The following is a 21,382-nucleotide window of genomic DNA, read 5'->3' on the forward strand; positions in this document are numbered from 1 at the left end:
GACGATCTTTCCGATAGTCAGCCGACCAAGGGCAACATCGAGGGCGGGCTGACGACGATCGAGGAAAAGGCGCTCGGCAATCTGGAAAAGATCGGCCGGACGTCGAAATACATCGACATCCTCGATCCGGCAGAGGCGCCGAAGTCCGGCAGGGGCCTTTATTTCATGGACTCCTCGTCAGCGGCTGCGGAATGCGTCACGCTGATGGCGGCCGGCGGCTATGTGGTCCACACCTTCCCGACGGGGCAGGGCAACGTGATCGGCAATCCGATCGTGCCGGTCGTCAAGATCACGGCGAACCCGCGCACGGTGCGCACGATGAGCGAGCACGTCGACGTCGACGTTTCGGGAATCCTGCGCCGGGAGATGACCATCGACGAGGCGGGCGACGCCCTGATCGACATGATCGTGCGCACGGCCAACGGCCGCAACACCGCCTCAGAAGCGCTCGGACACCGCGAATTCTCGATGACCAAGCTCTACAGAAGCGCCTGAGCGGCGGCACCATCAAAGACAATAGCCGCCGCCTGGACGAGGTCCCGGCGGCGGAAATGCGGGCGCAATGTCAATATATTCAACAACCAGGCTGAAGGGCGAATTGATGCCCTTGTTTCCGGGGGTTCTCCTCGCTCTTACGGTCGCCACCGCGGCGAGGTTTCTGGGCGAGCACTATAGCGCTCCCATGATGCTTTTCGCATTGCTCGTTGGCATGGCCTTCAATTTTCTCGCCGTCGACGAGCGCTTCCGGCCGGGCATCGAGTTCAGCTCCAAGACGCTCCTTCGGGCGGGTATCGTATTACTTGGAATGCGCATCACCGGTGGCGACATCGCCTCGCTCGGCCTTTCGACGTTTTTGACCGTCGTGGGTCTGCTCACCCTGACGATAGGATCCGGTTTCGTCTGCGGAAAATTGTTCGGCAGGGGGTGGAGGTTTTCCCTCCTGACAGGTGGATCGGTCGCGATATGCGGGGCCTCGGCAGCCCTTGCGATCGCCTCGGTCATTCCGCACAACGACAAGACCGAACGAAACACGCTGTTCACCGTGGTTTCGGTAACGACGCTTTCCACCGTGGCGATGATTTTCTACCCCATTCTGTTTTCCCTGCTTGGTCTGGATGAAACGCAAAGCGGGTTTCTGGTCGGCGCCACTATTCACGATGTCGCGCAGGTGGTTGGCGCAGGCTATTCCATCTCGCCGGAGGCCGGAGATATCTCCACGATCATCAAGCTGGTCCGCGTTACCATGCTGCCGATCGTGCTGATCGTCGTGATCATGACACTGGCCCGTTCGGGAGGGGAAGGGCGGGAAAAGGTCAGGTTGCCGTTGTTCGTAGTCGGCTTTGCGGCGGTTACCACGGCGAACAGTTTCGGCCTCATTCCCGAGGCCGTGACGAGCGTTGGCGTCGGCCTTTCATCATGGATGCTTGTCATCGCCATTTCGGCGCTGGGTGTCCGCACCAACATGAAGGACATGCTGCAGCTCGGCTGGCGCCATGTCGCCGTTGTCGTCGTGGAAACGCTGTTTCTGCTGGCACTCGCGATAGCTGCGGTCGAGATCGGCCTGGCAGGGCGTTGAAGCATCCGCAATAACAACGGCGTCGCGGTAATTCGTTTGTAAGCCTTCGTTCCACGCGACGGGCGGGTGAGCGCTCACCCGGCTTCAATCATCGCAACAGCATGAGATCACGACCTATCCGACGGGCGAAGTCGGGTGGCGTTGAATTATGCGACAGAAACGGAAAATCATTTTCGAATATTGGTATGAAATATTTTTGGTCTGATTGCTTAATAATATCAAATATCTAAAGTAAATTTTGGTAGCGGAGGAGGGACTTGAACCCCCGACACGCAGATTATGATTTAGACTTAAATCTCAATCACTTAGCCACAGTCCGACCCAAGCCGTTTCATGGGCCATTTGATCGCGTTCAGAAATGGCTCGCCAAACTTTCTCAATAGATTTCAAAGCACTGCATTTAAGCCCGGCGACGCTTGCACCCTATTGCAATCGAGCACTCTGAAATAAGCGGCTGTGGTCAAACTTATCCTCCCCTTTAGCCGCAGGCGTACCATTGGTGCAGACACCGGCACACAATAGGACGCCCAGATGAACCAGCGATACGCCGAAGCGCCGACAGTGATCGAGGCAGTGAATAAAGTTCTAGGTCGCCCCTTGCGGGTCGAACCTGCTGCGGTTGAGGCGAAGTTCACCCACGATTTTCTCGAACAAACCCTCATCGAGCAACTCTTAGTCCACAAGGGAAAGCTCGGCGCCTTCGACTATGTGCAAACCGTTTCCCAAGGACGGACTCTTTTTCTTGGTGAGGGAAATCTGAGTTTCTCGCTGGCGCTTGCAAAATTGAGGCCCACCGTAGCAAAGGACTTCACCGCAACGACCTTTGAGCCCGCAAGACGACTTTCCCCAGCCGCCCTTCAGAATGCAAGCCAACTTGCACGGATGGGTGCTAAAGTTCTCAACGGCATCAATGCAACCCGGCTTCAGACGCACTTCGGCGCAACGAAATTCCATTCCATCATTTTCAATTTCCCAAATGTCGCAAGCCGTACACCCATTTATGGACGTAATCCAAACCACATTCTGGCCCGCAAATTCTTGCGCAGCGCGGCAGGACAGCTAGTCCGGGGTGGACTTGTTGTCATGACTGTCGTCGACAGCTCGTTCTATGCGGGCGCATTCGGTCTGCCTGCAGCGGCACGATTTGCGGGTTTCGGCGAACCCGAGATTCACAAGTTCAAGCCTTCCCGCTTTCCGGGCTATATGCACGCCAACACGTTGGGCGGCCAAAGTGCATTGGCCAAGTACCGCTCCTTCAGCACTTGGGTATTCAGATTGCCGTGACCCGACAACAATCCGCCGCTATCATTAGCAAAATTGCCAGATGAGATTTCACCCATGCTACCAGCCTGCGCCCAGTATCTTCCCAGCTACATCAGCCAACCCGATGAAATTGCGTTGCTTAGCAAGATCGACGAATTGCCTTGGCTTGGTGACCTGAAACGTCGTGTACAGCACTACGGATATCGCTACGACTATAAGGCTCGTCGCGTAACTGATGACGCTTACCTTGGCCCTCTACCAAGCTGGCTGGATGACTTGTCTATCCGTCTCTGGGAAGCAGAGATTTTCGACGCAAAGCCCGATCAGGTGATCATCAACGAGTACCTACCCGGGCAAGGCATCGCCGCACATGTCGATTGCGAACCATGCTTTGGCGACACCATCGCTTCGCTTAGCCTTGGCTCGCCCTGCGAGATGAATTTTGTGAACGTAAATTCAAAAGAAGCGATATCTCGTTGCCTGGAGCCACGGAGCCTTTTGGTTCTCCAAGATGAAGCCCGCTTTGGCTGGACACATGGCATTCCCGCGCGAAAATCGGATGTGATTGAGGGCGTAAGGGTCACGCGTTCACGAAGGGTATCTTTGACCTTACGAACCGTTGTGTTGGCCGGTTAGCAGAGCCTTTGATATTCACCCGGCCCCAAAACACACCCTGACGCGCGGAGTTGTAGTCCGCGTGTCCATTTTGGCGACGCTATAGCCGATGAACCCCATATGCACCCCTGAGACTTGAACCGGGATCGTATAGGAAAAACAGGAGCCTCCACAGGGATTAGGCTAGAATTTCCGATGACCCGCCACAATTTATCCGCGTGTCTACTGCGCTAAGCCATTGAACTGAATTAGAAATTCTCGGCTCTGGAAAAACATGCACCCCCGAGGATCGGGTTATGATAAAGCTTTATATATCAATCACTTAGCCACAAAACAACCCAAAGCGTGTCATGGACCGATTGAACGTATTCGGAAATGAGTCGCCAAACTTTCTCAAAGGATTTCAGAGCGTTGCATTCAAGCCCACATGCCAATGTACCCCTATTGCAACCCAGCGGAAAAGCGACCCTCAGACGTTCAGTCCGCGCATCAAAGCACTCGGTGGCAATCCCGATAAGATCTGGGTGCAAGGCAAGTACTCGGCCTTTGATGATGATGGTCTTCGAACGCTGCGGCATCATGTGCGAAGACACAAGCCCGGCCTTATTGTTCTGGACCCGCTGTTCAACTATGTGCCGGCTGACCGAAACGCTTACAGCCCGAATGAAATTCGCGCGATCATGGGCGAGTTAAATGAAATCGGGGAGTCGTCCAACGCGGCTGTTCTGCTGATCCGGCATTTGACCAAGACCAAGCGCGACAAGCAGATATATCAGGGCGCGGGTGGCATTGATGTGATTGGCTTTGCACGCTCGGCAATTCGCATCGAAAAGCACCCCGACAATCCAGATTTGCGTCTCATGGTCCATTTAAAATGGAACCTCACGACACAGAGTAAAAGCTGGGTTTACGAGGTGGTCAAAAAGGACGGAGAAGACCTGCCCATTATCCAATGGCGCGGACAGTCCGACATCTCGATTGATGACCTCGGCAGTGACGATAGCGACGAAAGGCCACCACCTCGCAGGAATGCCGTCGAGTTTTTGCGGGCTGAGCTGAAAGACGGCCCAATGCCCGCAAAATACCTGCTCGAAAAGGCCGAGAATGAAGGCATCAAGAAGCGGACGCTTGATCGCGCCAAGTCAGAGCTGAATGTGATCGTCGAGCAGCAAAAGCGCAAATGGGTTTGGCGATTGCCTAGCGATGGGTGACCACAGGTTCTCCTTGTGCAACAGCGTCCCGGTTTATTCGCCGGGGCGTTTTTGTTGGAGCGCGTCAGAGCGCCAATTGTGTGCAGAGGAATTCTGGCAATCTGGCAGCCTGAAGATGTCTACCTCAGAACTCAGATCGCCAGGTTGCCAGAATGTCAGTCACGAGAAATGGCGATCTGACTCCTCGCCGAAATTCGGCTACAGGTCCAAAACCTCAGCAGTCGATATGCGTGCTTGTCCGCGCCCGAAGAGGTCGCCTATTAAAAAACACCCTCTCCTATCCACTGTGGTCGATTGGCCAGCATGACGTATTGCGTTATATAAAGTGATGCGTTATATTCCCTCATGATCCAAAGCTTCGCTGATCCCGAAACGAAATTGATCTGGTTAGGACGGCGAAGCCGCAAGTTGCCGCCCGATATTCAATCGGTGGCATTGCGCAAGCTGCGTCTGCTCAATCAGGCCCGCGTATTGCAGGATATGCGCGTACCACCCGGCAATCGACTCGAAGCCCTCAAGGGCGGGCGCAAGGGGCAGCACAGCATTCGGATCAATGATCAATGGCGCATCTGCTTCGAATGGCAGGATGGAGGACCGAGCAATGTCGAAATCGTCGACTATCATGACTGAGCTTCTGCCCAACCCACATCCCGGCGAAATTCTACTTGAGGAATTTCTCAAGCCGATGGGCATCAGCCAGAATGCTCTTGCCCGCGCCGTGCATGTGCCGCCGCGTCGTATCAATGAAATCGTCTTGGGTAAGCGCGCATTGACTGCCGACACCGACCTGCGCCTTGCGCGCTACTTCGGCATGTCCGAGGGCTTCTTCCTCGGGCTACAAACCGACTTTGACCTGATGGAACGCCGCCGGGTGATCGAGAGTGATCTGGATACGATCGCCCCGAGGGCGGCCTAAGAGCTACAGACGATGGAAATCCAGAGATTTGAAACCGACGTTCGCTTTGAATGCCCGGTGTGCGGAAAGTACGCCGAAACATCTGCAGAGGTGCCTGAACCCAATTGGGGTGCCGCCGAGAAGATGTCAGACCTAACCTCTGAGGATCAAACCGAGGTGGTGTGCAACCACTGCAAGACCGCTTTCTCCGCTTATGTCTACAACTCATCAAGCAGTTGCGACGTGACCCTCGATGAGCACCCAGACACCGTGGTTGATGCGGACATGGCCTTTTTCTCGCCCCCTGACGAGGACTGGACTGAGACGGACATCCCGGCCAACCCCTACGACGTATTTATGCAATCCTATCACCACACTGGCGACATCCTGGCTGATCACGGTGGGGACGACGGGTCTCACTTGATCAACCGCATGGTATTTGCTCAGCAAGTGGGCGCTATGGAAGCCTATTTGGGCGACACGTTGAAAAACCGCGTCAACGAAAAGCCCGAAGCCATGTTGCGCCTACTGGAGGCAGACAAGGAACTCGCGAAGCAGCGATTTGGTCTCGCTGAAATAGCAGCCAAACCCGAGATTGTGAGCGAAGCTGTAGCGCAATACCTGCGGTCGATCCTCTATCACAATTTGCCGAAAGTGGACTTCCTTTACCGAACAGCACTTGAAGTCACCGTTCTGCGCAGCGACGCCGACAAGGCAAAACTGATGAAGGCGATCAACTATCGACATGACTGCATCCACCGAAACGGTTTCGATAAAGATGGAGCTCAACTGACCAAATTCACCAAGGCGTACGTTCAAGAAACAGCCGACCTCATAAAATCGCTCGTCGAGCAGATAGAGGAAGACGTCTACGGACCGTATCCCTTCTGAGCATTCCTGCGATAGTCCATGCACCCCAGCAGCGATGTATGCAGACCGACACGCTGATGATTGATCAGACTGTCGGATGACTTTTGGTTCGTCAAACTCCAATGAAATCAACACCTCCGATTTCACCCTTACCTGTGGCCACCTCCGCTGGGTGACACGTGGGTGCCAATACTGGGTTTCAGAGCGTGCTTGTGATGTCCACTACGCCGGTGGCCTAGTCGATCGAACCTTCACCCCTACAACGAACAACCGACGCGCCTCAGCGAGCCAGCGCTGGGCGTTTGCATGTGCGCAGGCATACACCCTCAGCACATGACGCTGCCGACGCTCCTGGCCCATTGTAACGCTGCCGCGCGCGCAATTGTCCGTGTAGAGTGCCGGTTAGTTGCAGGTGCTATTCCCACTCGCCCGCATGATACCGCCGCCACAACTCGCGCCTGACCCGACGCCACTTGCCCTGCTCGTAGGTATCGGACCTGTACCATTGCTCCTCTTCATAGCCGCGCGCTCGATCTTCGGCATCAGGGCCATGCTGGGCTATCAGGTCGTCAACAATGGCGTCGATCTTGGCCTTGGGGATTGCGAGAGGCTTCAGGCGAAACTCCCAAGCGTGCCAAAGCCCGGTTGCCACGATCAGGGCGATGAAGACAACAAGTGGAAGGTAATCGATAAAGAACCGCCCCATCGCATCTGCTCCAACAGCAATGCGAGTATGATAACCCAAAATGGGATAATTCTAAAATCGGATTAGCTCTCGGCGCACACAATTGGGGTGATGCGTGCCGAGGTCGATCCACTCAGACGAATACCGGAAGTTGACCGCGATCCTCTTGGACGCGCGAAACGCTGCTGGCCTGACGCAGCAGGAAGTCGCTGACCGTCTAGGGAAACCGCAATCTTACGTCGCCAAGGTCGAGCGCAACGAGCGCCGCATAGACGTGGTCGAGTTCATTTCTTTGGCGAAAGCTCTCGGCCTTGATCCCGCACACCTGTTCAGCGCCGTCTTGACCAGCATCGACAAACCCTACCCGTGATCTGGGATTATCCCTGACACGGCCTCTGTGGTCGTCTTATTGGATAGATCGTCTTGAAACCAAAAGGAGACGATCAATGACCGACATCATCACCCTCAAGCAGCTCTGCGCTGAGCTGAAACTCGATCCGCGTGAAGCCCGCGAAAAGTTACGAGCCGCTGCCCGCGATCCGAAGAAGCATCCTGAACTGGCAAAACTGCACAACCCTCGCGCACCTTGGAGCTGGGTGAAAGGATCGGCTGGGGAGAAGGAAGCCAGAGCCTTACTTGCTTCGAAAAGCTGATGTCTGGAAAGCGCATCGTGATAAAAAGAAGTGGCTGAGCGGTAGCCATAGGTCCGATACCGGGCTGTTGGGTCGAACTAACCAGCCACTTCAATTTCTGCTTCAGGTTCGGTCGCCTCTTTTGCAGCCCCAAAGCGCTTGCTTAAGCTCCGATACACATTCCCGACGGCATCGCGCCAACCGTCCGCCGCTAAGCTTAGGCTTTCAGGCTCCAACGCCTTCTTCACGTCGTCTGGTGTCCATTCCCTAATCAATTGCTTGGCTTGTGCGTAGATGACGGCATAACCAACCCGACCCATGATCAAGCGCTCAGACCATTGGCGCGCGAGTTCTCGCACCAGTTCTGGATCCTCATAGGTCGCGTAGCGCAATTCCAAGTGCTTTTGCGCCGCTTCCGCTGCCGAGTAGGTCAAGTTGACGAACAACTGATTGGTTTCACGGACATAGCGCGCGGCCTTCCCGGAGATGCCCTTCTCGGCAACTTCATCCTCATCGCGGAGGGGAATTATCTCTGGGGCTACCTCCAAGTTTTTGGAAATGTTGGCCCGTTTTGCCCCAGCTGGGTTGAATATAAGATCGGTAGGACGAACCGACTCGCGCTCACCACGAGCCGAGCCGTTCACATCTCCTCGTGTTGCACCGCGCGCGCCGCCTTCTTCGACGGGGTCGACTCCATCTGCCGCAAGGCGTGGGCTTTGGGTTTTAACACGAAGCTGATTTAGCAGATCCTGCAACTCCTTGCGTAAGTCATCCGTTGATGCAGAGGTCTTAGGCGCAAGTGAGTTTATGATTTCTACGAGCCAATCTGGTCGATATCGAAAGACGATTTCGGCAAAGTCCTCGATGACCAACTGCCGTTGGTCACCGGCAGTCAGCTGCACAAACCGTCTATATGGCTCGTGTCGGACAGGGAAATCATCCGGCAACTCAACATGAATGGAGATGTGTCGAGCGCCGAACGGAATGCCGAATGCAGGTGCGTCGGCCGCCCATTTTCTTCCCTTTCGCACATCAAACATCTCACCTCGAAAAACTACTGCCGCAGTGCTGATGGATGAAGTTAGTGACCCGGAAATCGACTTGTTGTGGCCGCCGTCTTGGTAAGGAGGGTCATAGAAGTAGTGCACCTTCATTCCCTCTCCGACCTCGATCGTTTCAATACGGCCAAACGCTTCCGACCGCTCGGGTATTGCCTTGAACTGCCGTCGTCCATCGCGCGGATGTGTACCTTCATGCAGATAGAGTTCGACTCCCTGCGGTAGACGATATAGGCGATGGTAAAGATAGGTAGTGATCCATTGACGATCTTGCGTCGGATCGCCGTTGTAAGGATCAGCCACGGTATCCTGATCGGCACGGTTGCCAAAAAGAACGACCTCGGTCCAATCTTCATCAAGCCGATATTCGGCTTCTTCGCGAACGCGGTCTGTTACGTCGATGACCTCCTCAAAGGAGTCTTCGACTGGAACCCATATCTTTCCGTAGGTGCCTTCGCGTTTCCCAAGGATGACTTGGCTGACAGTGCCCTCGCTACAAGATCGATAACGTATCCCCAGTGTATTAGAAGGGAGGGACGCAACCTTTGCGCCCATGCCAAAGTTGCCTTCAAGAGCCATATCTTTGCCGAGCGACGCCGCGAGATCGCATATGTGATCAAGCTCGGCGCTACTCATACCTGGACCGGTGTTCCAAATTGCTAGTTTACGGGTATCCCCGCATTCAGATACCGATTTTCCCTTAAGTTCAACGACACGCCGCCCTTCCGGTGCTTTAGCAGCGGCCTCAATCGCATTAACAACCAATTCACGAAGCATCATCGTTTTTGGGCACTGCTCGATCTGTCGCGCGACCGTAAAGTCTATGTCCCGGATAGTGATTGGCGTAATTTGCTTGATGTGCATCGCAATTCACTCCGTTTCAAAGTTTGAATTCACCGCCGCCACGGCCTGACGTCCTGCCGAACCTCAATTCAACCTCGGATACGGCGTCACGCAATGCCTTAACGATCTTTCGAACCTCATCATCTTCGTAAACGTAAGTCTGCCGGTTCGAGAGGTTCCCTATCAAGCGAATTGCCTCAAGGGCCTTATTTGTCCTCTTCTCCGCAAGCTCGCGGAATTTCGCACGCTTCTTTTCTTCGACGGCCATTTGTTCACCATTTGGAATTCTCGGATCGTCTACAAAATATGTGAGCCCGGTGTCATATGGTCAAGATATTTGAGGAATATTTTTCGAATATTCGAAGAATGTTTGAAAAATATAGAGTGCCGCACGGTGCCATATTGGCAAGAGCGATGTCTGTTTCAGACCGTGCAACAACGCATTCGGAACTTGCGAAGCTGCACAAGCCCCGTGCTCCGCGGAGCTAGATAAAAGGGATCGACTCGGGAGAGGGAGGCGCGGGGGCTATTCCCCGCTTGCAGGTGAGCTATGGGACACTGAGCATTCCCTTATTAGCAAGCTGTTAAGCATAAACTGGGAGCGTGGCGGTTCAACTAAAGCGAGCTACTGGCCATGCGTTCACCCCGATTTGATATTCGTGCAAAACCTTTGCGAAGCATCTTCTCACCGAGCAATCTCGAACGGGTGTGGAAGAAGAAAGTGCGGATATCGATGCGACAGCAGTTTCTCAATGATGGTGTTGAAAATTTTGACTTTCACGTCGCCCATAAGCAGGAGTGTCTCAAGCTTTCTAGGTTGATCCTTGAAGGTAGTTATGTCCCTCAGCGCGCTCAACGCATTCTTGTTGAGAAAGGAAAGGGCCTTTGTCGCCAACTCGTTATACCTTCGGTTCGCGATGCCTTGGTGCTGCAATGCCTATCCGATGCACTGTACAACCAGATAAAGGGCAAGGCGCCGACTGACAGGTCTTTTTTCGAGCCAAAGGAGCATCGTTTCTCTGCGTCGCGTTCCGAATATGGGACATTTGCATCTTGGCTGAACTTTCAGCGAGAACTATTCAGCTTCTCTAAAAACCGGCGCTATGTTGTAATTACGGATATAGCTAACTACTACGATACGATTTCGTATGGACACTTGCGTAATATCATCGCGTCTATCACAGACGTGGAAGAAAGTGTCTTGGATATGCTGATCTACGTGCTCAGTGATCTGCTTTGGCAACCGGATTATGCACCGAGAGTGGAAGTTGGTCTGCCCCAAATTAACTTAGATGCCCCACGCCTTTTAGCTCACTGCTTTCTCTATGAGCTTGATGAGTTTCTAGCTAGCGATCCGAACAAAGACTTCGTCAGATATATGGATGATATCGATATAGGCGTGGATACTATAATTGAAGCTAAGGAAGCATTGAAATCTGTCGATCTAGTATTGCAAACAAAACAAGTGAGACTCAATAGCGGCAAGACCAAGATACTTACCCGCCGCGAAGCGCTCGCGCATTTTCGGGTCGTTGAAAATGCGCGTCTGGATAATCTTCAGGAGCGAGTTGATCGGCGCCTTGCAGCGGGCCTTTCTATAGACCGAGAGCGCAAAGTGGTGAGGTTGCGACTAACTCGGGGCCTCAAATCGGGTGCATTTGACGCTGGCAATGGCGAAAAGGTGCTGAAGCGCTACATCACCCTTGCTTCCAAACTAAAAGTCCAACTGCCGCCGAATGCACTCGAGAAGTTGATTAGGTTGCGACCAAGCGTAAGAGAAAACGCATTGGCGTATATCCGCAGTCAGCCGCTCACACCGGCAAGGGCCAAAGCTATTGCGGACGTTGCCTCGTCTGGATGGCTTGTCGATGATGCGGCTTTAGTGGACATATCGAACTACCTCGTCGAAACTCGTGTTGAAACACGAAGCCAGCGAAAAGAGCATATCGAAAGCCTGATTTCTGCAACTGATGGGCGAACCTATTACGGCCTTTATTGCGGCCTTTGGTTGCGATCCAAGTATACTTCTGTCGACGAGCTGATGAATACTATAATGTCCAATAGGCCCGCATGGCTCCAGCATGAACGGCTCGGTCGGCTGGTTGGTGCGTTCACGCCACTATTTCGAGGAACAAGCCATGAGAAGAAATTTCGAGCATTAGCAATATCGACGGCGAACGATGGAATACGGCAAACCTTCAGGTTTCACTGGCAGTTAGCAAAAGAGAAGTCAGTTTTCGACGATATGTATCCCTCGTTGAGCAATCTCAATCCATCTCGAGGGACGGGTATGACACACGCCAAGTTTTTATGCCTGTTATCTGCTCTCCAGAACGACAAAGTCCCGATTGTGAAACGAAATAAACTTCGTGCTACAACAGCACCCGTTTTTGACGATGTGTACTATCGCGCTATCGCAAAGCGTCTAGGTGTCTATTAGCTCTTCTCTCGAAAGATTGCGTCTGACCAGTGCCAACCTAAGATCTTCCCGATTTTAGTTTTGTAATACCAGACTATTTCGTCTCGTCGCATTCAAGCGCGCACCTTTGAAACCCAGGATGCAACCCCGGGCGTTCCACGCGCAGATGGACTCGTAGCGTCCCAAGTCTAACCATATGAAAATTTTTGGAAAAATTGGTAGCGGAGGAGGGACTTGAACCCCCGACACGCGGATTATGATTCCGCTGCTCTAACCAGCTGAGCTACTCCGCCGCCTGTCGTATCGACGATCTTGTCGATTGCGAGATTGGCGAGCATATAGGAGGGCCTTGCGCGTTCTGTCAAGCGCGTCGGGCAGGTTTCCACGATCCTGATCGTCAAACAGCCCGAATAACGGAAACGAATAGGGTTTCCTTTATTTTTTCAAGCGGGAAGGCCGTCCTTCGGGCGTTCGAAAACGAACTTCGTGAAAAGACCGAAGGGCGGCACGGGAACTTCGCTGATGCACTTCATGCGCGTAGCGGCAAAAAGCCTTTCCTTGGGAAAGACCGGGTCCCAGCCCAGGTAGTCCCCCCAGCGGGCAAGCACCCTTTCGCCCCAGGCGCGAATACCACTCTCCGCTGCGAAATGATTGACGACGATGACCTTGCCGCCGGGGCGTACGACGCGTTCAAGTTCGCGGAACACGGCTGCCGGGTCGGGCACCACCGTCATGACGTACATGATCGCGGCAACGTCGAACGAAGCGTCCGGTAAATCCAGTTCCGCCGCATCCATCGCGCGAAGCGCCTCCACATTCGAAAGTTTCTTCCGGCGTACCCGCTCTCTCGCTCGCGCCAGCATGTCTTGCGACAGGTCGATTCCGGTTATCTGAATGTCTCTTCGGTAATCTGGCAGAGAAAGCCCCGTCCCGACGCCGACCTCAAGCACCTTGCCGCCGAGGCGGTTGGCTTCGCGCACCGCCGCCCGGCGGCCGAAATAAAGAGGGCCGGAGAAAACGAAGTCATAAACCGGTGCCCAGCGGGAATAGGCGGCGTTCACGCTGTCAAGGCTAACCGTGCTTTCGTCGCAAGCGTTGTTTCGTGGTTTGGAAATGCCTTCGCTCATCCGCCGAACGCGCTTGCGATATTGGCATGGACGGCTCCTTTGGCCAGGGCGGCACGCTGCGTACGGTCGATCCATCCGCCGCCGAGGACACGGGCGTCTTCTTCGTCGCTGTCGAAGAAGACGCAAGCCTGTCCCGGTGCGATTCCGGTCTCTCCGTCGGCAAGCTCGACGGTCACGCCGTCTTCGCTGGAGGTCAGAACCGCCGCCCGAGGCGGTCGCGTGGAGCGGACCTTCACAAACAACTCCATGCCTTCGGGAGAAATGTCGGAGAGTTCCCCGTCGCCGAGCCAATTGACATCCCGCAGGGCGATACGGCGCGTGGCCAGTGCTTCGCGCGGTCCGACGACGACCCGGCTATTGTCGGCATCCAGATGAACGACGTAAAGCGGTTCGCCCGTCGCCACGCCGATGCCGCGGCGCTGGCCGATCGTATAGTGGATGATGCCCTCGTGGCGGCCGAGGACGCGCCCGTCGAGATGGACGATGTCGCCAGGTTCGGCCGCGCCCGGCTTAAGCCGTTCGATGACGTCGGAATACTTGCCCTTCGGGACGAAGCAGATGTCCTGGCTGTCCTGCTTGTCCGCGATCGCAAGTCCGAATTCGCGGGCAAGCTCGCGGGTTTCGGGCTTCGTCAGACCGCCAAGCGGAAAGCGCAGGAAATCGAGCTGTTCGCGCGTCGTGGCGAAGAGGAAATAGCTCTGATCGCGGTCGAGATCGGCGGGGCGGAACAAGGCGCGCCGGCCGCCGACCAGCCTTGTGCGGACATAGTGACCGGTTGCAAGCACGTCCGCGCCAAGTGTCTTGGCCGTCTCCAGGAGATCGGAAAACTTCACTGTCTGGTTGCACGACACGCAAGGGATCGGGGTTTCACCGGCAATATAGCTTTCGGCGAAGCGGTCGATCACGGCTTCCTTGAAGCGCTTTTCATAGTCGAGCACGTAATGGGGAATGCCGAGACGCTCGGCAACGCGGCGCGCATCGTGAATGTCCTGCCCGGCGCAGCAGGCGCCGGCCCGATGCACTGCTTCCCCGTGATCGTAAAGCTGCAGCGTCACGCCAATGACGTCATAGCCGTCGCGCTTCATCAGCCCGGCGACGACGGAGGAATCCACACCGCCCGACATCGCCACGACGACACGCGTGTCTTCTGGGCGGCGCGGCAGGTCGAGACTGTTCAACATAGCTACTACCTCAGTGGGCAGGGGAAAGGATCCCCGATTTTCAAGCCTGACATCGTCGACCTGCCGGATTGCGCTTCAACGGCTGGAAACACGACGCACCTGGCTGCGCCCGGATTTGCACTTCGGCTTCGCCCGGTTGCAATAAATGGCTGCCCGCAAACGATCGGCCGATTTCTCATCAGTCGAGATAGGCAATCCTTATGTCCGCCGCAACCTGACGATCTCGCGCCGGACTATATCGGAAGGACGCTGCATTGGCCAAGGGTTCCGCGTCGTCTTGGCCGAGATTCCCCGGCATCGCGACCGGGCAAGGATTTCCACTACCCGGCAAGCCTTGCCGGGAACAGGCTGTGCGTTCCGTATTTTTCCGAGAAAAAGATTATGAATAACAGTGGCTTAAATTCAAAAGCCAATTGGCCCGGCACTTGCAGATAACGGTTCGGGTCAGGAGCGGCATCCGTAAATCGCGATACCGCTGCCGGTGTTTGAAGACGGAGAGTTCGTTGAGCAGCGCAGGCAATATTTCAGCATCGGCCGCTTCGGCATTTTTCGGTGGCCAGCAAAATGTGGGAGCAGGGAAGGCGCCCGCTTCCGGTGATCGTTCGCAATTCGGGCTTCATCTGATCAGATCTGTAAACGCGCAGGTCAATGGCACGGGAAAAGCTGCGCCTGAAACGCCGTTCACCGGCGATCTGCAAAGTTCTCTTCTTCAGGAAATAAGACAGAGGCTGGATACGGCGCCGGGAGAAGAACCGCCCAGGCTTTCCTTCGCATGGAATGAGGAATTTGGCGGATTTTACCTGACGATCGAACAAGGTGGCGAAGCCGCGGAAGCTGGCGAAGGCGCGGGCGAGGAAAGCGCTCTCTTTGCGCCTCCCGCATGGGCGCTCGGTGAACTCCAACAATATCTCGCGAAGACCGACGAGCCGCGCCTTGCGCTTGTCGAGGATGGCGAGGTCATAGCCACCAATATCGATGCCGAAGCCGAAGCTGCAGTTGCAGCCGGTGCAGGAGACGGTACGGACAACGAGGCGGCGGCGCCCCTCGTCGATTTCGATATCCAAACAGGAGCAGAGACTGGCGAATTTCCCTCCACCGCAGCAGGAGGCATTGCGGGGGATGACGTTGACGGCGCAGGAGCCGTAGCGCCGGAAAGCGGAAAACTTTCAGATGCCGTGGCCGGCGCGCCGGTGGAACCTGGTGCCGATCAGGAAACGAATATTTCCGCCGCTTTTGCTGACCAGTCGGCAGAAGGGGAGGGGGATGTTGAGGCGACATTGCGCGAGACGCAGCGTGGCACCCCGCTGGACAAGACCGGGCTTGCGAATGACGGTGCGATACTGAACGGTGCAAACTCTTCCGATGAACCCGGCAGTACAAAAGTAGCGACCGGCGCGGAAGCACTGGAGGATTTGGCTCAAGAAGCTGATCCGGCAAACAACGCGACAGCTTCCGAGGGTGAACAGCCGGACGATTTTTCAAGTCGGCCAGGCAAGGACTTGCGCCAGGCTGGCTCCGCGCAGGCAAGCTCTCAGGCGGTCTCTTCTGAAAGTCAGGCGCAGCACCGGAGCCAGGCTGCATTGGTGCGAAGCGATTCAGCCGCCGATAAGGCGGCGGACGACCGGCCGATATCTTCCCTGGTCGACCCGCATATTGCCGATGACGCTTTTGAAGGCCAGAGCCGTTATGCCCGGCCATTTTCCGAGAACTTGTCTTCGGATGCTGAAAACTTCGAAGGAAAAAACAAAGCTTCAGGTGAGGCCTTGGGTAGCAACGCTGCCACAGGCCGCGCGCTTCGCTCCGGCGTATCCGCCGCAGCCCTGACCTTCGCGGCGGCATTGAAGGGAGAAGGTGCAGCGGACGAGCCGGAATTCAGCCTGTCCGGTTTGCAGCAGCATGGCACCGCGCCTTTGGATATTTCGGTGAGCAATAGCGGCACAGCTGCCGCCCGCGCCGCTGCTCAGATCGCGCAGAACCCCACGCAATCGGCCCACCTGGCAACCCAGGTCGCCGTCGAGATCACGCGTCATGCCTCTCAAGGCACAAACCGGTTCCAGATCAGGCTCGATCCGCAGGAACTCGGGCGCGTCGACGTGCGGCTGAAGATTCACTCCGATGGTTCGGTTCAGGCCCATCTGACAGTCGAACGCAGCGAAACGCTGGATTTGTTCATGCGTGACCAACGTGGCCTTGAACGCGCGCTGGATGCCGCTGGTCTCAAGGTTGAAAACAGCTCGCTGCAGTTTTCTTTGAGAGATCAGGGCGGTTCGCCCGGGTTCGCCGGTCACGACCCTTCCGGTGACGGTGGTGCCGGAGGAAATGGCCGCAATGATCGGCGGGCTGGCAATGATGAAGAGATTGACCCGCCAGATGGCGCCGACGTCAGAAGAGCCTATGTCGGTGTCAGCACCGGTGCCGTCGATATTCATGTGTGAGAATTACCAGAGCGTCTTCCACGAAAGCGGGATTGCTTTCATGAAAAGTAAGCGCTCTAGAATCAACGTCTTGAGCATATCCTTGTCGTGAAATCCGATCCGGATTTTGCGGGATATGCTCTAGAGAAATCCCGGGCATCAGTGCCCCTGAGGAGCGGATATGGTTGACCAGATTTCCAGTTTGAGCAGTGCGGGTGGGCTCAGGAGTGCCGAGGCCGCGGCAAGCCAGACGGCGCTCAGCAACAACTACGAGCTATTCCTGTCCATCCTGACGACGCAGATCAAGAATCAGGATCCGCTCGACCCGCAGGACGCTTCTCAGTTTACAGAACAGCTCGTGCAGTATTCGTCGGTCGAACAGCAGATCAAGACGAACGATCAGCTTGAATCCGTGCTTGCTTCGATCGAGGCGGCCGGAGCATCGAGCTTCGTCAGCTACATCGGCACGGAGATCGAGGCGTTGGGCTCAGGCGCCGAACTGGAAGACGGCAAGGCGACCTGGACTTTCTCTGCTCAACGCGAGGCGCCCGGGCTCGTGCAGATATTCGATGAGAACGGCGAGCTCATCCACGAGGCCGAGACGGAGCTGACCGGTTCCGAACAAACCTTTGAATGGAACGGTGAAACCGAATCGGGAACGCCTTATACGGCCGGAACGTTTCAGGCGGCGATTTTCGAGGTGGACAAGGATGGAGCTCCCTTGCGCACCGTTCCGATCCGCGTTCGCGGCGTCGTGGACGGTGTGGATTTCTCAACAGGCGGGGCTGTGCTCCAGGTGGATGGTTCGAATATACCCGTCTCCCAGGTCATTTCCGTCACGAGAAACGGAGCCTGATCGGCTGATGGCCGCCTGAAACTTCCGAAATTCTGCGGTTTCTGAGTCGTTCAAATTCTTACCGAATTGTTGCCGTCGGTTTAGGCAATTCTTAAAACCGTCGCGGTAATCTCATACTCGACCTGGTCATGGTGAGTGTGAGAGTATAATGACCGAACCGACAAGTTCTCGTGTGAAATACGTCATCGGGCCGGACGGAAGCCCCCTGACCATATCGGATCTGCCGCCAACGAACACGCGTCGTTGGGTTATCCGCAGAAAGGCCGAAGTGGTTGCCGCTGTGCGCGGTGGCTTGTTGTCTCTCGATGAGGCCTGCCAGCGCTATACGCTGACGGTGGAAGAATTTCTGTCATGGCAGAAATCCATTGACCGTCACGGTCTGGCCGGGTTGCGAGCAACACGCGTTCAGCAATATCGCAACTGATCGTCACCAGCTGCAGATGAGAGTTTTGCGCCGCCGGGATCATATGTCCGGCGGCTTCTCGCTGTTATGGGGTCGAATGGATTATCGCGTCCGCGTATCGGTATGGGAATTTGCTTTTAGAGCATGTCCCCCAAAAGTGGGAACCGGTTTTGGGACAAGGACATGCTAAATATCAAATAGATAGAGCGCGTCCGGTGATTCCGATCAAACAAGACGCGCTCTAGCCGGATAGCCGCCCAACTCCGCCCCCTTTTTTCTGAAGCTTTTTGCAGTTTCAGCGACGTATGTGGCTTTCGGGAAGATGCGGCCCGACGGTCGCCGACTCAGCCGATTTTTTCATTACGCAACGGGATTAAACGACTCAGCTTTCGCCAACTCGCATATTGCGACCGGACGGGCCGCTGAGCGGCGGCAAAAATTTCCTGTTTCGAAATTCATTAAGCGCGGAACTCCGCGAACTCCGCAGCATGCCGGGGTGAAACGTAAATAAGCGTTAACACCTTGTTTACCATATCCCGGGCAAGTTTTGCCTACCGGCTGTTCGGGGGCCATCACCATCCCTCTTCCCCTTGGCCCCTGAACGGCCCGGTCATTTGTTTGAGGCATGACGAGCGGGTTTCATCGTGAACGGTATCACGGAACTTATTAAGACACTTGGACCCACGCGAATTGCAGCGATGGGGGCGGTCGCCGCGATCCTGGTCGGCGTATTTGCCATGATCATTTTTCGTATTACGGCGCCGCAGATGGTGCCGCTCTATACGGACCTGACGCTGGAAGATTCCTCCGCGGTGATTTCACGCCTGGAAAACCAGGGAATCCAGCATGAGTTGCGCAACGAAGGCTCAACCATTTTCGTTCCCCGCGATCAGGTGTTCCGCCTTCGTATCAGGCTGGCCGAGGAAGGCCTGCCCACCGGGGGTAACGTCGGTTACGAGATCTTCGACAAGACGGACACGCTCGGCGCCACGAGCTTCGTGCAAAATATCAATCATCTTCGGGCGCTTGAAGGCGAATTGACGCGCACGATCCGCTCGATCGACCGGATCGCCTCGGCTCGCGTCCACCTCGTCATGCCGGAGCGCCAGCTCTTCCGCCGTGACCAGCAACCGCCGTCGGCGTCGATCGTACTGAAGGTGCGCGGTTCGCTGGACAACGGTCAGGTGCGTGCGATCCAGCATCTGGTCGCGACCGCCGTGGAGGGCCTGTCGCCGCAATACGTCTCGATCGTCGACGAATCGGGCCGTCTGCTTGCAAGCGGCAGCGGCGACGATGCGCAAAGCGCGATGGCCAATACGCTTTACGAGCGCACACAGGTGGAAGAGCGGCGCTTGCGCGCGCAAGTCGAGGAAATCCTGGACAGCGTTGTCGGTGCCGGACGTTCGCGCGTTCAGGTCGCGGTCGATCTGGATTTCAACCGGGTTACGGAAACGCAGGAGCGTTACGACCCCGAAAGCCAGGTCGTCCGCTCAACCCAGATCAAGGAGGAGAACTCGTCCTCCCAGGAGCGGCTTGCAGGCGTAACCGCCGGAAACCAGCTTCCCCAGTCGAACGGTGACGAAGCCGGCCAGGGCAACCGCGACACCGCCAATGTCACCGAGGAAATCGTCAACTACGAGATATCGAAGTCGACGAAGACCGAGATTATCGAGGCCGGCAGCGTCAAGCGGTTATCGGTCGCCGTCCTCGTCGATGGTGTCTACGCGCCGGATCAGCAGGGCGATCTTGTCTACGAGCCGCGCTCGCAGGAAGAACTCGACAGGATCGCCGCCCTTGTCCGCTCCGCCGTTGGCTACGACGACACGCGCGGCGATACCATCGAGGTTGTGAACCTGCGCTTTGCCGAAGCGCCCAACCAGATTGCCACCACGCCTGAGGAAGGGCTCTTCGAATTCACGCGCGCCGACATCATGCGCTTCATCGAACTCGGTGTCCTCTTCGTCATCGCCCTGCTTCTCACGCTCTTTGCGGTAAGGCCGCTGGTCAGGCGCATCCTTACCAAGGAAGAGCCGGCCCCGGCGCCCGCTCTCCTGGGGGCGGACGGCACCGCGATCGGAGCCGCTGCACTGCCTGATACCGAGGTCGGGGAAACGGAAGAAGAGCATCAGGAGCGGGAACCGCAGATCAAATGGCTTGAACAGGCGCAAGCCGAAGGCGCCATCCAGGTTGCCACGATCTCGAAGGTCGGCGACATGATCGACGAATATCCAAGTGAGGCCGTGACGATTATCCGCGGCTGGCTGAACCAGGCGGCTTGATCATGGCGGACGGCAATCAGCTCAATCGGCTCACTGTCAGCGAATCGGAAAAGGACCGCAATCTGGCCGGTGCGGAACGTGCCGCGGTGCTTCTGCTCGCGCTCGGCGAAAAGCATGGACGGCGCATCTGGGAACAGCTGGATGAGATCGAGGTCCGGGACATCTCCGCCGCCATGGCGCGTCTGGGCCCTGTCACGCCGAACATGCTTGAAATGCTCTTCGTCGACTTCGTGAAGAAACTTTCGAGCAACGGCGCGCTGACCGGCAACGTCGATGCCACCGAGCGGTTGTTGTCGACATTCCTGCCCGGTGATCGCGTCGCCCACATCATGGAAGAAATCCGCGGTCCCGCAGGCCGTAACATGTGGGAGAAGCTCTCCAACGTGCAGGAGAACGTCCTCGCGAACTACCTGAAAAACGAGTATCCGCAGACGGTCGCCGTGGTGCTGTCGAAGATCAATGCGGATCACGCCGCGCGTGTCCTTTCCATCCTGCCGGAGGAACTGGCCCTCGAAGTGGTCAACCGCATGCTCAAGATGGAGGCTATCCAGAAGGAGGTTCTGGAAAAGGTCGAGCAGACGCTGCGGGTTGAATTCATGTCGAACCTGACCAACACGAGCCGGCGTGACAGCCACGAGATGATGGCCGACATCTTCAACAACTTCGACCGGCAGACCGAGGCCCGGTTCATCGCTTCGCTGGAGGAGGAGAACCGGGAATCGGCGGAGCGTATCAAGACGCTGATGTTCACCTTCGACGATCTTATGAAGCTTGACGCCGCCTCTTGCCAGACGCTCTTGCGGCACGTGGAAAAGGACCGGCTGGCGATTGCGCTCAAAGGCGCGAACGACGCGGTTCGCGAGTTTTTCTTCTCAAACATGTCGGGCCGCGCGGCGAACCTTTTGAAGGACGACATGGACGCTCTCGGTCCGACCCGGCTGCGCGACGTCGATGAAGCCCAGTCCATGATGGTTTCCACCGCCAAGGATCTCGCCGCCAAAGGCGACATCATGCTTTCCAAGAACAAGGGTGATGATGAGCTCATCTACTGACGC

Annotated in this window: 20 protein-coding genes, 1 tRNA gene and 1 pseudogene; 16 read left to right on the forward strand and 6 right to left on the reverse strand. The window is 56.1% G+C overall.

Annotated features, from left to right (window positions below; genetic code table 11):
- The 8 genes and pseudogenes from GR183_RS00005 to GR183_RS00040 all read left to right on the forward strand — a co-directional run.
- A pseudogene (locus GR183_RS00005) lies at positions 1-495 on the forward strand (UxaA family hydrolase); the annotation flags it as partial.
- Positions 496-601: 106 nt separating this feature from the next.
- Complete coding sequence (locus GR183_RS00010; protein WP_202395776.1) at positions 602-1,576, forward strand: YeiH family protein; 975 nt, start codon at positions 602-604, stop codon at positions 1,574-1,576.
- A gap of 531 nt (positions 1,577-2,107) precedes the next feature.
- Positions 2,108-2,860 carry a Rossmann-like fold-containing protein gene (locus GR183_RS00015; protein WP_160773541.1) on the forward strand — a complete coding sequence of 251 codons (753 nt, stop codon included), beginning with the start codon at positions 2,108-2,110 and terminating at the stop codon, positions 2,858-2,860.
- A gap of 54 nt (positions 2,861-2,914) precedes the next feature.
- Positions 2,915-3,475, forward strand: coding sequence for an alpha-ketoglutarate-dependent dioxygenase AlkB (locus GR183_RS00020; RefSeq protein ID WP_160773542.1), 561 nt, complete (start codon positions 2,915-2,917; stop codon positions 3,473-3,475).
- 329 nt (positions 3,476-3,804) lie between these two features.
- Positions 3,805-4,665: an AAA family ATPase gene (locus GR183_RS00025; RefSeq protein ID WP_160773543.1), complete on the forward strand. Its 861-nt coding sequence runs from the start codon at positions 3,805-3,807 to the stop codon at positions 4,663-4,665.
- A gap of 345 nt (positions 4,666-5,010) precedes the next feature.
- Positions 5,011-5,295 (forward strand): type II toxin-antitoxin system RelE/ParE family toxin, encoded by a 285-nt coding sequence (locus GR183_RS00030; protein ID WP_160773544.1) that lies wholly within the window; start codon positions 5,011-5,013, stop codon positions 5,293-5,295.
- Positions 5,267-5,581 carry a HigA family addiction module antitoxin gene (locus GR183_RS00035; RefSeq protein WP_160773545.1) on the forward strand — a complete coding sequence of 105 codons (315 nt, stop codon included), beginning with the start codon at positions 5,267-5,269 and terminating at the stop codon, positions 5,579-5,581. Before GR183_RS00030 ends, GR183_RS00035 begins: the two co-directional genes overlap by 29 nt.
- Before the next feature lie 12 nt (positions 5,582-5,593).
- Positions 5,594-6,451, forward strand: coding sequence for a hypothetical protein (locus GR183_RS00040; RefSeq protein ID WP_160773546.1), 858 nt, complete (start codon positions 5,594-5,596; stop codon positions 6,449-6,451).
- A gap of 394 nt (positions 6,452-6,845) precedes the next feature.
- Here the strand turns inward: GR183_RS00040 and GR183_RS00045 are convergent, their stop codons facing one another.
- On the reverse strand, positions 6,846-7,136 hold the full coding sequence (locus GR183_RS00045) for a hypothetical protein (protein ID WP_160773547.1): 291 nt from the start codon (positions 7,134-7,136) through the stop codon (positions 6,846-6,848).
- 130 nt (positions 7,137-7,266) lie between these two features.
- On the opposite strand from GR183_RS00045, the gene GR183_RS00050 reads away from it, so the two are divergent.
- Positions 7,267-7,485 (forward strand): helix-turn-helix domain-containing protein, encoded by a 219-nt coding sequence (locus tag GR183_RS00050; RefSeq protein WP_202395777.1) that lies wholly within the window; start codon positions 7,267-7,269, stop codon positions 7,483-7,485.
- 76 nt (positions 7,486-7,561) lie between these two features.
- Positions 7,562-7,768 (forward strand): hypothetical protein, encoded by a 207-nt coding sequence (locus GR183_RS00055; RefSeq protein WP_160773549.1) that lies wholly within the window; start codon positions 7,562-7,564, stop codon positions 7,766-7,768.
- A gap of 77 nt (positions 7,769-7,845) precedes the next feature.
- Here the strand turns inward: GR183_RS00055 and GR183_RS00060 are convergent, their stop codons facing one another.
- The gene (locus GR183_RS00060; protein WP_160773550.1) at positions 7,846-9,669 is read right to left on the reverse strand and encodes an ATP-binding protein; all 1,824 of its coding nucleotides are present in this window, start codon (positions 9,667-9,669) and stop codon (positions 7,846-7,848) included.
- A 16-nt stretch (positions 9,670-9,685) separates the two neighbouring features.
- Entirely contained in the window at positions 9,686-9,916 is a 231-nt protein-coding gene (locus GR183_RS00065; RefSeq protein WP_160773551.1) for a hypothetical protein, read from the reverse strand.
- Between the two features lie 366 nt (positions 9,917-10,282).
- Here GR183_RS00065 and GR183_RS00070 point away from each other — a divergent pair, with 366 nt between their 5' ends.
- Positions 10,283-12,088, forward strand: a complete 1,806-nt coding sequence (locus GR183_RS00070) for an RNA-directed DNA polymerase (RefSeq protein WP_160773552.1) — start codon at positions 10,283-10,285, stop codon at positions 12,086-12,088.
- A gap of 195 nt (positions 12,089-12,283) precedes the next feature.
- Here the strand turns inward: GR183_RS00070 and GR183_RS00075 are convergent.
- From GR183_RS00075 to mnmA, 3 genes are all read right to left on the reverse strand, one after another.
- Positions 12,284-12,360: transfer RNA gene (locus tag GR183_RS00075), tRNA-Met, on the reverse strand.
- Between the two features lie 150 nt (positions 12,361-12,510).
- A complete protein-coding gene (locus tag GR183_RS00080; RefSeq protein ID WP_160773553.1) occupies positions 12,511-13,194 on the reverse strand; it encodes a class I SAM-dependent methyltransferase in 684 nt (227 codons plus the stop codon).
- Positions 13,191-14,375: a tRNA 2-thiouridine(34) synthase MnmA gene (gene mnmA / locus GR183_RS00085; RefSeq protein ID WP_202395778.1), complete on the reverse strand. Its 1,185-nt coding sequence runs from the start codon at positions 14,373-14,375 to the stop codon at positions 13,191-13,193. Before mnmA ends, GR183_RS00080 begins: the two co-directional genes overlap by 4 nt.
- A 503-nt stretch (positions 14,376-14,878) precedes the next feature.
- On the opposite strand from mnmA, the gene GR183_RS00090 reads away from it, so the two are divergent.
- From GR183_RS00090 to fliG, 5 genes are all read left to right on the forward strand, one after another.
- Positions 14,879-16,810 carry a flagellar hook-length control protein FliK gene (locus GR183_RS00090; RefSeq protein ID WP_160773554.1) on the forward strand — a complete coding sequence of 644 codons (1,932 nt, stop codon included), beginning with the start codon at positions 14,879-14,881 and terminating at the stop codon, positions 16,808-16,810.
- A 160-nt stretch (positions 16,811-16,970) separates the two neighbouring features.
- Positions 16,971-17,645, forward strand: a complete 675-nt coding sequence (locus GR183_RS00095) for a flagellar hook assembly protein FlgD (protein WP_160773555.1) — start codon at positions 16,971-16,973, stop codon at positions 17,643-17,645.
- Between the two features lie 148 nt (positions 17,646-17,793).
- Complete coding sequence (gene sciP, locus GR183_RS00100) at positions 17,794-18,069, forward strand: CtrA inhibitor SciP (RefSeq protein WP_160773556.1); 276 nt, start codon at positions 17,794-17,796, stop codon at positions 18,067-18,069.
- Positions 18,070-18,746: 677 nt separating this feature from the next.
- On the forward strand, positions 18,747-20,327 hold the full coding sequence (gene fliF, locus GR183_RS00105) for a flagellar basal-body MS-ring/collar protein FliF (protein ID WP_244313568.1): 1,581 nt from the start codon (positions 18,747-18,749) through the stop codon (positions 20,325-20,327).
- 2 nt (positions 20,328-20,329) lie between these two features.
- On the forward strand, positions 20,330-21,379 hold the full coding sequence (fliG, locus tag GR183_RS00110; RefSeq protein WP_160773558.1) for a flagellar motor switch protein FliG: 1,050 nt from the start codon (positions 20,330-20,332) through the stop codon (positions 21,377-21,379).
- The last annotated feature ends 3 nt before the right edge of the window (positions 21,380-21,382 follow it).

Source organism: Stappia sediminis, from assembly GCF_009826895.1.
Taxonomy (GTDB): Bacteria; Pseudomonadota; Alphaproteobacteria; order Rhizobiales; family Stappiaceae; genus Hongsoonwoonella; species Hongsoonwoonella sediminis.